This is a genomic window from Arenimonas terrae, assembly GCF_006265115.1.
GTDB lineage: Bacteria > Pseudomonadota > Gammaproteobacteria > Xanthomonadales > Xanthomonadaceae > Arenimonas > Arenimonas terrae.
In genome coordinates this window covers 108,698-121,772 of the sequence record NZ_SMDR01000004.1, presented here as the reverse complement: position 1 = coordinate 121,772, position 13,075 = coordinate 108,698, and the positions used below count along the sequence as shown (strand labels likewise).

Below are 13,075 nucleotides of genomic sequence, written 5' to 3'. Positions count from 1 at the left end.
TCAAAGCACCGCCTGCTGGAAGTCGAAATCCATGTCGCGCTCGGCCTGCTGCACCAGGTTGCCCTGGATGAAGTCGATGCCGCTCATCCACAGCGTGGCCGCGGCCTGCGCGTCCTCGACGCCGTGGCCGATCACCTCGAGGCCGCGCCGGTGGGAGCGGTCGATCAGCACCTTCAGCTCGTCGCGCAGCGTGCCCGACAGCGCGGTGCTGGTGTACTTGCGCGCCAGCTTGACGAAGCCCAGCGGCAGTTCGTCGAGCAGGCGCTCGGCGTCGGCGCCGGACTCGAACTGGCTCAGGCAGAACTGCACGCCATCGTCCACCATCGTGTCGCAGAAGTAGCGCACGGTGGCGGCGTGGATGGCGGCGTCCTCGAGCCGCAGCTCGATCACCACCGACGTGCCCGGCACGTCGTGCGCCACCAGTTCGGACTTGAGCCAGGTCGCCTGGCTCGGGTCGGCCAGGGTCAGCGCCGACTGGGTGACGAACAGGCGCAGCGGCCGGCCTTCGGCGCGGCGGTCGCGGATCAGCTTCATCGAGGCCTGCAGAACCCAGCGGTCGATGTCGAGGATGAAATCGCCGCGCTCGGCCAACGGAATCACCTCGGCGGCGGGCAGCAGCTTGCCGTCCGCACCGCGCAGGCGCAGCAGCACCTGGTACTGGGAATCATCGCTGCCCGCCACCGCCACCACCGGCTGGTAGAGCAGCTCGAGGCTGTTGAGCGCGATCGCTTCGCGGATCTGCTTGACCAGGGCAGCCTCGCGCACCGCTTCGGTCGGTTTCACCGGCTCGAAGCGCTTGAGGCCCTTTTCCTGGGTGCGCGCTTCGCGGGCCATGCGTTCGACCGCGTTGAGCAGCGCCGCCTGGTCCGGGAAACGGTGCCTGAGCGCGCAGATGCCCACCGACACCCGCAGCCGCAGTGGGTGGCCCTGCACGCTGAAGGGGTGCTGGACCAGGGCGTTGCGCAGCTGCGTCGCCAGTGCTTCCAGGCCGGCTTCGTCGCGCGAAGGATCGAGGATCAGGTAGCTGCCATCGCCGAAACGCGCGACCGGGGTGGGGTCGGCACGTTCGCCGAGCAGCTTGCCGACATGGATGAGCAGCTGCTCCAGCGCGGTCAGGCCGAGGCGGTCGCGCAGCAGGTTGACGCTCTCGATCTCCAGGAACAGCGCACCGCCCGGGCTGTTCTCGCCGGCGCCGTCGAGCAGGGCGTCCAGGCTTTCGAGCAGCTGCTCGCGGTCGTGCAGACCGGTGTCGGGGTGGCGGCCGGTATGGCGCGTGCGGCGGTTCTCGAGCGCACGGTGGCGGCTGACGCGGTTCTGCACGGCCGCGATCAGGTGCTTGGGCCGCACCGGCTTGGAGATGAAGTCGTCGCCGCCGGCCTCGAGCACGTCGAATTGCGCATCCGGGTCCGACTCGCCCGACAGGAAGACGATGGGCGTGTGCAGGAAAGGTTCCTGGTCGCGGATCAGCACCGTCAGTTCCATGCCGTTGGCATGCGGCATGTGCAGGTCCATCAGGATCAGGTCGGGGTTGAACTGGTGCAGGGCCTGCAGCACGTCCAGCGGCTCGAGCACCACCATGGTGTCCATGCCGGCGTTGCGCAGGATGCCTTCGGCGAACAGGGCCTGGCTGCGGTCGTCTTCGACGATCAGCACGCGATAGGGTGCGTCGCTGCCCGGATTGAGCAGCTGGTGCAGGCGCTTGAGCACGTCGTTGGCGCCGTTGGGCTCGACCACCAGCGCGTCGACGCCGGCGCGGCGGGCGCTCAGGCGCAGGGCGATGTCGTCGGCCTCGGCCAGCGCGACCAGCTTCACCTTCTGCGGGCCGCGTTCGCTGGCGGCGCGAACCGTCTGGCCGATCGCTTCGAGCTGGTCGCTGAAGGCGGCGTCCACCACGGCCAGGTGCGCGGGCAGGGCGCCCAGCAGCTCCTGCAGCTCCTCGGCGTCGGCGAGCAGCTCCACTTCGTAGCCCAGGGCCTCCATGCGCTGGTCGAGCTCCAGCGACAGCGGGCCGTGGTCCGTGAGGTGGTAGACGCGGATGCCGGCGGCGACGGGGCTGGGGCTGGACTCGTTCATGACGGGCGCCTGGCGGGGAGGCGGCGCCGGCGCGGACGCCGGTGCCGGCCTGGGCGGAGCAGCGGTCGGAGCGGTCGGAGTGGCGGCAGTCGGGGAGCGGGGGGGCGGCGCCGGAGCCGCGCTGCGGGCCGGAGTCTCGGCCGCGACGGGAGCGGCCGCCGGCGGCGGTGCGGCGGTGGCCGGCATGGCGACCGGTTCGGGCGCCGCGGGCGGGGCCAGCGCGGTCGGTGCGTCGTCGCCCCAGCGGCGCCAGTAGTTTGGCGGCGGCGTTTCGGCGCGGCCGGCGTGTTCGATGCGGCGGGCGGCGGTGGATTCGATCGCCGGTTCGCTCGACACCGGCACCGCTTCGCCGATGTCCTCGACCAGGTGCCAGAGCCGTTCGCCCAGCGCCGGATCCGGCAGCGCCTGTTGCTGCAGGGTCTCGCCCAGCAGCTCCTGCATCTGGCGAAAGTGGCCACTGGCGCCGTCCAGGCCGTGGCGGCCGCAGGCCTCGCCGAGGAAGCGGGCATCGTCGTGCATCAGCGCCAGCCCGTTGATGTCCCAGCCTTCCTGGAGGAAGCGGTGCAGGCGGCGGCCGATGGTCTCCACGCGCCGGGGCAGCAGGCGCAGGAATGCGTGGCGGTGTTCGGCGAGTCTGGACTCGTCGTGCGGATTCATCGCGTGGCCCCCGGTTGGCCTTGGATTATGCCCCCGGGGCTGGCGGCTGTCAGGGTCCGGGTGGTCATGCGCAGGGCAACGCCGTGGACGCGGTCTACCGGACAGTGCGCGGCATCATGTCGCCGGCAGGCCGGCGGGCGCCCTGCGCCGTCGCCAGAGCCAGCGCAGGATCAGCAGCGCCGGCAGCGCGATCAGCGCCATCACGCAGAACAGCAGGCCCAGGGCCAGCCACGGGTGCGAGAACACCAGGGCCAGGGAGCCGACGGCGGCCGCGTCCTCGCCGACCGATGCGGTCCAGTTCGACAGCGGCTCGGGCGATGCGTTGATCAGCGCGCGGGTGCCGGCTTTGATGGCGTGGGTGGTCAGCGCCGCGCCCGCGCCCAGCGCCAGCGCGCCGGTGCCCAGCTGGCCATCGTCGGAAAGCGTGGCGGCGGCCAGGAACGCGCCGGCGGGGACGCGGGCGAGGGTCTGCAGCAGGTCCCAGCCCGAGTCCACGCCCGGGATCTTGTCGGTCGCGAACTCGACCGCAGCCAAGGCGCCGGCCGTGCCCAGCACCCAGGGCGAGGTGGTGGCCTGCAGCGCCGCGGGCAGTTCGATCCAGCCCATCAGCCCGGCCAGGCCGACGCCGAATACGGTGAGATAGGCGCGGACGCCGGCCAGACAGGCCAGGGCCAGGCCCAGGGCGAAAATATGCGCTTCGGTCATGGCCAGGCTCCGGGAAGGTGACGGCGATCACAGTATAGTGGCCCTCCGCCTTGACGCTGGCTGAGCCGCGGGGCTTAGTTCGACATCCCCCGTCCGGCTCCCCCACCGACGACCGCCCATGGCTTCCACCGGTCCCGACAAACCGCGCTTTGTGATCGTGCCGCACCGGCCGTATGCCCGGCTGCTGCTCGGCATGGCCCTGCTGCTGTGGGTGGCGAGCGTGGCCGGCGCCTGGATGCTGGCGAGCCGGCTGGCGGCGCCCGGCCTGGCCAAGGCCAGGCAGGAGCTGCAGGTCACCGGCCGTCGTGCCAGCGAGGCCGAGGCGCTGGTGAAGCAGCTGCGCCAGAACGTCTCGACCCTGCGCCGCAGCGACCAGATCAGCCGCAGCGCCAACACCGAACTGCAGGCCAGCCTCGCCGAGCGCGAGGAGGAAGTGTCGGGTCTGCGCGCCGACGTCGCCTTCTACGAGCGCCTGGTCGGCGCGACCGGCCAGCGCCGCGGCCTGACCGTGCACGAGGCGGTGTTCGCGCCAGAAGAAGGCGGCACCTGGCGCTACACCGTCACCCTGACCCAGAACCTCAACCGCGGCGCGATCAGCAAGGGCGAGGCGCGCGTCTCGGTGGAGGGCGTGAGCAACGGGCGGCTGCGCAGCCTGCCCTGGGAAACACTGGTACAGAAGCCGGGCGCACCCGGACAGCCGTTTTCGTTCCGCTATTTCCAGCAGCTCGAAGGCAGCATCATGCTGCCCGAGGGCTTCACCCCCCAACGCGTCCGCGTGCAGCTTCGCGCGGACGGCAGCACCGTGGACCAGGCCTTCCCCTGGCAGGCCGAGACGCCACGAGGAGATTGACGATGTTCGGCAGCGACAAAAAATCCCCCCGCAACGGCAACCACGCCGTCGAAACCCTGGTCGGCCCGCGCGCCGTGATCCGCGGCGACGTCACCTTCACCGGCGGCCTCTACGTCGAAGGCAGCATCCACGGCAAAGTGCTGGCCGAAGAGGGCTCGGCCGCGGTGATCACCATCGCCGACACCGGCCACGTCGAGGGCGAGGTGCATGCGCCGGTGGTGGTCATCAACGGCCGCATGACCGGCGACGTGCACGCCAGCGAGCGCATCGAACTCGCGGCGAACGCCCGCGTGAACGGCAACATCCACTACAAGGTGGTCGAGATGGCCGCCGGCGCGATGATCACCGGCCGCCTGATCCACGCCGACGCGCCCCTGGCCCAGCTGACCGGCCCGGAAGCCCCGGCCGCGGCCGCCGCCCGCGCCAAGGCCAAGGCCGAGGTCCAGGAAGCTTGAATCCGGCCGCGCCAGCGCCCATCTTGGCGGGCATGGAACCCACGCCCAGCTACCAGAACCTCGAGGCCCCGCTCGAGTTCACCGCCGCCGCGGCCGCCAAGGTCGCCCGCCTGATCGCCGAAGAGGGCAATCCGGGCCTGAAGCTGCGTGTGTACATCACCGGCGGCGGCTGTTCGGGCTTCCAGTACGGCTTCGAATTCGACGAGCAGCAGGGCGAGGACGACCTGGCCCTGCAGCGCGACGGCGTCACCCTGCTGGTCGATCCGCTCAGCCTGCAGTACCTGATGGGCGCCGAGGTCGATTACCGCGAGAGCCTGCAGGGCGCGCAGTTCGTCATCCGCAACCCGAACGCCAAGACCACCTGCGGCTGCGGCAGCAGCTTCTCCGCCTGAGCCCTCCGGCATGAGCCCCGCCCCCGGTTACGCCTTCCGCGGCCCGGGCCTGGACCGTGCCGAAACGCTGCGCGAAAACCCCGAAACCCTGGCCGCCCGCTGGCCGGCCGCCCGCGTGGTGGTGGTGGACGCCGAAGGCCATGCGCGTTTCCCCGGCAGCGCCGAGGCCCCTGAGTTCCTGTCCGGCCAGCATCTGTTCGCGGACCTGCCCGAAGCCGCGAGCTTCCTCGGCCTCGACGGCGACACCGCCTGGTTCGCGCTACCGCACGAAGCGCTGGCCGAGCCGCTGCCCGGGCGCCTCGACCTGCGCCAGGCCGCCCTGCAGTGGCCGATGCTCGAAGCCGCTGCCCTGGCCCAGGCCCGCGCCCTGCTGCACTGGCAGCAGCGCAGCCGCCATTGCGGCGCCTGCGGCCACGCGCTGGCCATGGTGCGCGCCGGCTGGTGCGCACGCTGCGCCCAGTGCGGTCTCGAACACTACCCGCGCACCGACGCCGCGGTGATCGTCGCGGTCAGCGACGGCCCGCGCCTGCTGCTGGGGCGCCAGGCCGGCTGGCCGGAAAAACGCTGGTCGGTGCTGGCCGGTTTTGTCGAGCCCGGTGAATCGCTGGAACAGGCGGTCGCGCGCGAAGTGATGGAAGAAGCCGGTGTGCCGGTGCTCGAGAGCCGCTACGCCGCCTCCCAGCCCTGGCCCTTCCCGGCGGCGCTGATGATCGGCTTCCACGCCAGCGCCCTGCCGGTCGAGCCGGTGGTCGGCGACGAACTGGAGCAGGCGCGCTGGTTCAGCCTGGCTGACATCGATGCGCAGGTCGCCAGCGGCGAGCTGCTGCTGTCGCCGCGGCTGTCGATCGCACGCTGGCTGATCGACGCCTGGATCGAGCGCGCACGCGCCGCCGCCGTTTGAGCCCACGTTCCGGCGCGCGCTTTCAAGGCTAGAATCCCGCCATGTCCGCCGCGCTCATCGCCGTCGTCGTTTCCCTGTTCCTGGGCCATCTGTTCCCGGCGGCACTGCCGTCGCTGCGGCGCTACGACTGGTTCATCGGCTGGCTGCACTGGCTGGGCCGGCATACGGGCAGGGAAGACTGGCCGAACAAGGTCGGCCTGCTGATCGCGGTCGGGCTGCCGCTGCTGCTGGTCGGCGCACTGCAGTTCGTCATCGACGATCTGGCGTACGGCCTGCCGGCCTTCTTCTTCGCGCTGCTGGCCCTGCTCTACACCTGGGGCCCGCGCGACCTCAACCTCGACGTCGAGGCGGTGATCGAGGCGCGCGAGCCGGAGGCGCGCCGTGCCGCGGCGGCCTCGCTGTTCCCCGAGGGCGGCGAACCGGTCGTCGAGGGCCCGACCCTGGTCGAGGCGGTGTTCCGCTGCGCGCTGTGGCGCTGGTTCGGCGTGCTGTTCTGGTTCCTGGTGGCGGGCGCGGTCGGCGCGATCGGCTACCGGCTGATCTCGCTGTGCGCGCAGGGCGAGGCCCGGCGCAGCCTGCCGGCCGGCCAGCGCGGCGCGGCGCGCATCACGCTGGCGGTGCTGAACTGGCCGGTGGCCCAGCTGATGACCTTCGCCCTGGCCCTCGCGGCCGACTTCGACCGCGTGCTCGCCGCCTGGCGCGACTGGCATGCGCAGGGCGTGCGCCTGGACGCCGGTTTCCTCGGGGCCGCCGCGCGCGCTTCGGTCGCCAGCGAGCTGGCCGAAGAAGATGCGTACGCCGTCGATGGCCCCGCGCAGGCGCCCGACCTGCTGGAACTGCGCGACGCGATGAGCCTGGTCTGGCGCGTGCTGCTGCTGTGGCTGGGCCTGCTGGCGCTGTTCGTGCTGGCCGGCTGGGCGACCTGATTCAGGCGCCGAATCCGCCGGGGGCCAGCCAGCTAAAGGGTGGCCAGGGCAGGTTGCGCAGCACGCCGTAGGCGATCAGCACCACGGCCCAGGCGCGCGCATTGCCGAGGCGGGTGGCGAGGGATGCGAAGTTCGTCGGCAGCATGCGCAGCCATTCGAGCGCCAGCACCGCGACCGCGGGCAGCGACAGCACCAGCAGCGGATTCATCGCCAGCGCCCCCGACAGGTCGCCGTGCAGCAGCGCGTGCAGCGCGCGCGTGCTGCCGCAGCCGGGGCAGAGCAGGCTGGTGAGCCAGCGCGAGGGACAGGGCGGCAGCGGGTTGCCGGCCTGGTGTGGATCGACGACCCACAGCAGCGCCGCCGCGGCCGCCGCCGCGGACAACAGGGCGACAGCAGGCCAGATCCGCGGGCTCACGGCGGGCGCCGCAGGCTCAGGCGTGTTCGGCCATCGCGGCAAGGATGGACAGGCCGACCCAGCCGACGATCACCAGCAGGCCGACGCCGAACGAGATCCAGCTCCACTGTTTGGCGTTGTCCGACGCCGCCTGCGCACCCGCGAGGTCGCCGGCGTTGAACTTGGTGTCCACCTGCGCGGCGTAGACGATGGCGACGATGCCGCCCGGCAGGCAGCAGAACAGCGTGGCCAGGATCGCCCACACCAGGTGGTTGGGCGGCGAGACGCCGCGCGGCGGGGGCGGCACCGCCACGCCGGGCGCCAGGCTGGTGCCGCAGGCCGAGCAGCGCGAGGCGGTGTCGGGATTGAGCTGGCCGCAGTTGTTGCAGTACACGGAATTCCCCTGGACAGATCGAAAGCCGCGGACCTGCGGCGATTCCCCGCGGGCACCCTAGCGGGCGCGCACGCACCGGGTCAACCGCGGCTCAGCGGCCCGGGCGTCGCGGCGCGCCCACCGCCTGCAGGTGGCGAACGACCTCGGCCTCCGGGGCGTGATCGAGGAGCGCATCGACGACGGCTTCCAGCCGGTGGTTGCGGCTGCCCGGCGCAGGCGACCACATCTGCGCGCAGCGGCCGTCGAAGTAGAAACCGTAGCTGACGCCATCCAGTCCCCCGGCGTCGGCGGCGTGCGTGGTTTCGACCGAGCGGCGCCACTCGAGCACCATGCGGGCGGCGGTGTCCTCGGCGACTTCCCGTTCGTGGAACTCGACCCTCGGCGTCGGGGGGTCCTCGACCGCAGGCGGCGGTGCGCCTGCCTTGCGGTGGTGCAGATGCAGGCGAGGGGTGTCCACGACGCTGACGCCCACGTGCCACCGTCCGTCCCGAGGGTAGAGCTGAAGGACCCGCGTCGCGTGGAAGCTGGGGCGCACGATCACTTCCAGCACCGGCGGAACCGGCTGCGCCGCCTCGACCAGCCGGTGCAGTTCGACACGACGGGGCAGGAACTGGCCGGGGTCTCCGCAGGGTTGCAGCAGGCTGTCCGCGGTCGCCGTTGTGGCCGCCGCGGGAGCGGATGCGGGCGCGTCGCGGCCGGGCAGGCTCAGTACCAGCAATGCGCCGGCGGCGCCGGCGAGCCCGGCGGACAACAGCGTGATCCGGCGGGGGTCCAGGCGCACGGGCTCAGGGCCGGTTGCCGCGCAGTCGGCGCACGATGGCTTCGAGCGAGGCGGCGGTGGCGCTGGCGCCGGGCACCGGCGGCGCGGCGATCACGCCGACCGCAGCGCGCAGCCGGCGCGGCACGCGCAGGCGGCCCAGGCGCGAGTCGCGCTTGCTCCACATGCTGTCCCACAGGCCGGTCAGCGCCATCGGCACCACCGGCACCGGGTCGCGCGCCAGGATCTGTTCCACGCCAGCGCGGAAAGCGGCGATCTCGCCGTCCTTGGTCAGGCCGCCCTCGGGAAAGATGCAGACCAGCTCGCCGGCGGCCAGCGCCTCGTGGATCTCGGCGAAGGCGGCGTCCTTCACCGCCTGGTCTTCCTTGCTGCCGGCGATCGGGATGGCGCGGTAGGCGCGGAACACCCAGTTCATGCCCGGCACGTTGAAGATCTTGTAGTACATGACGAAGCGGATCGGCCGCGGCACCGCCGCGCTGATCGCCAGCGGGTCCATGTAGCTGACGTGGTTGCAGACCAGCAGGGCGGCGCCTTCGTCGGGTACGTTCTCTTCCACGCCCTCGATGGTCACGCGGTAGAACAGCGTCACGTACATCCAGGCGACGAAGCGCAGGAAGAATTCCGGCACCAGCGAGAAGATGAAGACCGCGACCACGGCGTTGGCAATGCCCAGCGCCAGGAACACTTCCGGGATCGACCAGCCGAGGTAACGCTGCACGGCGATGCCGGCCACGGCCGCCATCACGATGAAGAACGAGTTCTGGATGTTCAGGCCGGCGATGACGCGCGACAGTTCGCCCTTGGGTGTGCGGCTCTGCACCAGCGCGAACAGCGGCACGATGTAGAGGCCCGCGAACAGGCCGATCAGGGTCAGGTCGGCCATGATGCGCCAGCTGCCCGCCGTCGCGATGAAGCCCTGCACGTCCAGGCCGGACACCGCGGACAGGCCGGTGCGCGCGAAGTACAGGTCCACGCAGAACGCGGTCATGCCGAAGGCGCCCAGCGGTACCAGGCCGATCTCCACCGTACGCCGCGACAGCTTCTCGCAGAGCAGCGAACCCAGGCCGGTGCCGACCGAGAACAGCACGAAGCAGAACAGGTACAGGGTGCTGCCGCCGCCCAGGTGGAGCTCGGCGTAGGTCGGCAGCTGCGCGGTCAGTACGGTGCCGACGAACCAGAACCAGGACACGCCCAGCACGGCGTTGCGCACCGCCGGCTGCTTGCGCGCCAGGCGCAGCGCCTTGAGCGATTCCGGGAATGGGTTCCAGTTTATCTTCAGGTCCGGCGCCGAGGCCTCGACCCGCGGGATGGCGCGGCTGACCAGGTTGCCCGTGATCGCCAGCGCGACGATCGCGAAGGCCGCGGCTTCGGGGCCCTGCTCGCCGGCGATCACGAAGATCAGGCCGCCGAAGATCATGCCGAGCAGGATCGACATCGACGTGCCCATCTCGACCAGGCCATTGCCGCCGGTGAGCTCTTCGGGCTTGAGCACGCTGGGCAGGATCGAATATTTCACCGGGCCGAACAGCGTCGACTGCAGTCCGGTCAGGAACAGCGCCACCAGCAGCACCGGCAGGCTTTCGAGCACGAAACCCACGGCGGCGATCGACATGATGCCGATCTCCATCATCGTGGTGATGCGCACAAGCAGCGACTTCTCCAGCTTCTCGGCGATCTGTCCGGCCAGGCCGGAGAACAGGAAGTAGGGAAGGATGAACAGCGCCGGCGCCAGGTTCGTGTAGAGCGTGCGCTCCTCGAGGTTCACGCCCAGGTAGAACAGCAGCCCGATGATCGCCTGCCGGTAGACGTTGTCGTTGAACGCGCCCAGCGACTGGGTGGCGAAGTAGGGCAGGAAGCGGCGCTGCTTGAGCAGCTCGAACTGGTTGTGGGCCATGGATCCCCCGGGATGACGGCGGCAGCCTAGCAGAGAAGAATCGCGGCCGGTCATCCGGTGGCGCGCGGCACCCGGGTTTCGTTCGCGCAAAAAAGAAGGGGCCGGTTTCCCGGCCCCTTCGGTGTCGCGTGGTGCTGGCTTAGAACTGCTTCTGCACGTTGACCGTCATGCCGTGGTCGACGCCGTCGCCGTGGCCGATCTGGCTCTGGTACTCGACGCGCCAGCTCCAGCCGCTGTCGAGGTCGATCAGCGCGCCCAGGCCCAGCGAGAAGCGGTTGTGGTCGAAGTCCGTCGCGACCAGGCCGTAACGCGGGCCACCCGGCAGGTCGGCATAACGCACCGTGGCGTCGGAACGACCGCCCAGGTCGCGCTGGTACTCCAGGCGCAGCTGCGGGGTCAGGCGGCCCCAGCTCATCTGGGTCGGATGATCCAGGCGCAGGCCCAGGGTGCCGGTGCTCGTGTCCACATCCATGTCGTCGTAGCGCAGGGCGTAGATCGGGTCGCCGGTTTCCGTGTAGCTGTCGAGCTGGGCCTGGGCGATATCGACGCGGGCGTACGGGGTGACCAGCAGGTCGCCACGTTCGATGTCCGCACCGACCGACACCGACGCGAACCACTGGTCACCGTCGCGCTGGCCGCTGACCAGGCCACCGGTGGCGGTCACGTAGCGGCGCAGGTCGAAGTCCAGCTGCTGGTAACCCAGCACCGTGTCGAGGAAGAACATCTCGCCCGGATGCCAGCTGGCATACAGGGCCAGGGTGCGGGCGCTGCCGTCGACGCGGCTGCCGTTCTCGCCCACTTCGTTCTCGTCGCGGCCGTAGCCGAAGCCGCCGCCGACCACCAGCGCGTCGTTCACGCGGTAGTCCACGCCGGTGCTCAGGCCGTCGGTCTCGAACGAGATGTCGGCATTGCCGTCGCGGCCGTCCTGGCTGCCGGAGCGGATCATGCCTCCGGTCCAGATGCCGAGCGGACCGTTGCCATCGCCGGACTGGCGGCGGCCCTGGTCTTCGGTGGCCGACAGGCCGTTGGCGCCGGCGCCCGGCATCGGGTTGTCGCCGCAGGGGTCGATGCTGCGGCCGACCAGCGGCTCGATGCACGGGCGGTCGATCGAGAAGCCGACGCCATTCTCGAAGCCGCCCTCACCACCGCGGTGCAGGCGCTCCAGGCGACGCTGGAAGTTGCCGATCTGGCCCGTGGCGAAACGGCGGGTCGACTCGGCCTGCGCGTCCACCAGCCCCTGGACCTCCGGGTCCTGCGACGGATCCGGGCGGTCTTCGACCTGGATGTTCACCAGGCCCTCGGCCGACGTGGCGAAGGCGTTGTCGAGCGTGTAGCGCACCACCACGCTGCCGGAGAAGCCCGCCGCCGGCGTGAACGTGAGCACGAAGTTCGCACCCGAGGCCGCGATGCTGGTGGTGCCGGCGGTGGCCGGCGTGACCGCGACGACATCGGCGCCGGTGAACGGGCCACCGGTAGCGCCCGCCGTCAGCGTGACCTGCACCGGCGTGGCCGGCAGGGTGCTGACGTTGAAGGTCGGCGCCACCGGGATCGGGTTCACTGTCACCGTGACCAGGGCCGGAACGGAGGTGCCGCCCGGGCCGGTCGCGGTGTAGGTGAAGGTGTCGGTGCCCGAGATGCCGGCATTCGGCGTGTAGGTGACATCCAGGCCGGTGACCACCGCCGTGCCGTTCGCCGGCGCGGAGGCGACGGCGATGGAGGCGAAGTCGCCGGTGTCGTTGGCGGTCACCGCGATCACCACCGCCGTTTCCTGCAGCGTGCTGGCGGCGTCCGCCACGGCGACCGGCGCGTTGGCGTCGACCGTGAGGGTGTAGGCCAGGCTGGCGGTGAAGCCGAGCGCGTCCGTCGAGGTCACGGTGAAGCTGCTGGCGCCCGGCGCGGTCGGCGTGCCCGAGAGCGTGCCGTCCGCGGCCAGGTTCAGGCCCGCCGGCAGAGTGCCCGCGGTCACGGCATAGCCGTAAGGCGCGGTGCCGCCGGTGGTGCTGAAGCTCGCCGTATAGGCGGTGCCCACGGTGCCGTTGGCCAGGGTCGCCGGCGCCAGGGTCAGCGTCGGGGCCGCCACCACGAGGGTGTAGGCCTGGTCGCCGGTCTGGCCGTTGGCATCGGTGGCTTCGACGGTGAAGTTGAAGCTGCCGTCGACCGTCGGGGTGCCGGACAGCGAGCCGTCGGTCGCCAGGCTCACGCCAGCCGGCAATGCGCCCGCGGTGACCGCGAACGTGTAGGGGCCGACGCCGCCGCTGGCGGTGATCGTCGCGGCATAGGCCGTGCCCGCGGTGCCGTCGGCCAGGGTGGCCGGCGACAGCGTGACCGTCGGAGCGGCGACGACCAGGGTGTAGTTCTGCGTCACCCAGACCGCCGGACCCGCGGTGATGCCGCTGTCGGCCGCCGTCACCGAGAACGTGTAGCTGCCCGGCGTGGTCGGCGTACCCGACAGCGTATCGCCGCTGAAGCTCAGGCCCGGGATGGCGCCACCGGTGAAGGTGTAGTCATAGGGGCCGATGCCACCGCTGGCGCTGAAGACCTGCGAGTAGGCGGCACCGTAAGGCGCGGTCAGCGTGCCCGCCGCCGGCGTCATCGTCAGCGTCGGCGCAGCGACGGTCAGGGTGTAGGCCTGGCTGCCGGTCTGGCCGTTGGCGTC

At 71.3% G+C, this 13,075-nt stretch carries 12 protein-coding genes and 1 pseudogene; 5 read left to right on the top strand and 8 right to left on the bottom strand.

Annotation, left to right across the window (positions count from 1 at the left end; genetic code table 11):
* Together E1B00_RS14365 and E1B00_RS14360 are read right to left on the bottom strand one after the other, a co-directional pair.
* A complete protein-coding gene (locus E1B00_RS14365; RefSeq protein ID WP_139449996.1) occupies positions 1-2,730 on the bottom strand; it encodes an EAL domain-containing response regulator in 2,730 nt (909 codons plus the stop codon).
* A 114-nt stretch (positions 2,731-2,844) separates the two neighbouring features.
* Positions 2,845-3,435, bottom strand: coding sequence for a DUF4126 domain-containing protein (locus E1B00_RS14360; RefSeq protein ID WP_139449993.1), 591 nt, complete (start codon positions 3,433-3,435; stop codon positions 2,845-2,847).
* A 118-nt stretch (positions 3,436-3,553) separates the two neighbouring features.
* On the opposite strand from E1B00_RS14360, the gene E1B00_RS14355 reads away from it, so the two are divergent.
* The 5 genes from E1B00_RS14355 to E1B00_RS14335 are packed head-to-tail and all read left to right on the top strand — an operon-like array spanning position 3,554 to position 6,959.
* Positions 3,554-4,285: a DUF6776 family protein gene (locus E1B00_RS14355; RefSeq protein WP_246048742.1), complete on the top strand. Its 732-nt coding sequence runs from the start codon at positions 3,554-3,556 to the stop codon at positions 4,283-4,285.
* A 2-nt stretch (positions 4,286-4,287) separates the two neighbouring features.
* The gene (locus E1B00_RS14350; RefSeq protein WP_139449991.1) at positions 4,288-4,740 is read left to right on the top strand and encodes a bactofilin family protein; all 453 of its coding nucleotides are present in this window, start codon (positions 4,288-4,290) and stop codon (positions 4,738-4,740) included.
* Between the two features lie 32 nt (positions 4,741-4,772).
* A complete protein-coding gene (gene erpA / locus E1B00_RS14345; protein ID WP_139449989.1) occupies positions 4,773-5,132 on the top strand; it encodes an iron-sulfur cluster insertion protein ErpA in 360 nt (119 codons plus the stop codon).
* A 10-nt stretch (positions 5,133-5,142) separates the two neighbouring features.
* Positions 5,143-6,033: an NAD(+) diphosphatase gene (nudC, locus tag E1B00_RS14340; RefSeq protein ID WP_139449988.1), complete on the top strand. Its 891-nt coding sequence runs from the start codon at positions 5,143-5,145 to the stop codon at positions 6,031-6,033.
* A gap of 41 nt (positions 6,034-6,074) precedes the next feature.
* Entirely contained in the window at positions 6,075-6,959 is an 885-nt protein-coding gene (locus E1B00_RS14335) for a hypothetical protein (RefSeq protein ID WP_139449986.1), read from the top strand.
* 1 nt (position 6,960) lies between these two features.
* On the opposite strand, the gene E1B00_RS14330 is transcribed toward E1B00_RS14335, so the two are convergent.
* The 6 genes and pseudogenes from E1B00_RS14330 to E1B00_RS14310 all read right to left on the bottom strand — a co-directional run.
* Positions 6,961-7,344: a DUF2752 domain-containing protein gene (locus E1B00_RS14330; protein WP_425456522.1), complete on the bottom strand. Its 384-nt coding sequence runs from the start codon at positions 7,342-7,344 to the stop codon at positions 6,961-6,963.
* Positions 7,345-7,390: 46 nt separating this feature from the next.
* Positions 7,391-7,660: a CD225/dispanin family protein gene (locus E1B00_RS14325; RefSeq protein ID WP_425456521.1), complete on the bottom strand. Its 270-nt coding sequence runs from the start codon at positions 7,658-7,660 to the stop codon at positions 7,391-7,393.
* Positions 7,661-7,681: 21 nt separating this feature from the next.
* Positions 7,682-7,747: pseudogene (locus E1B00_RS15905) on the bottom strand (zinc-ribbon domain-containing protein); the annotation flags it as partial.
* Positions 7,748-7,838: 91 nt separating this feature from the next.
* Positions 7,839-8,528: a hypothetical protein gene (locus tag E1B00_RS14320; RefSeq protein ID WP_139449980.1), complete on the bottom strand. Its 690-nt coding sequence runs from the start codon at positions 8,526-8,528 to the stop codon at positions 7,839-7,841.
* Between the two features lie 4 nt (positions 8,529-8,532).
* The gene (locus E1B00_RS14315) at positions 8,533-10,419 is read right to left on the bottom strand and encodes an MFS transporter (RefSeq protein WP_139449978.1); all 1,887 of its coding nucleotides are present in this window, start codon (positions 10,417-10,419) and stop codon (positions 8,533-8,535) included.
* Between the two features lie 139 nt (positions 10,420-10,558).
* Positions 10,559-13,075: autotransporter domain-containing protein (locus E1B00_RS14310; RefSeq protein WP_176693276.1), on the bottom strand; the 2,517-nt coding region annotated here is incomplete at its 5' end.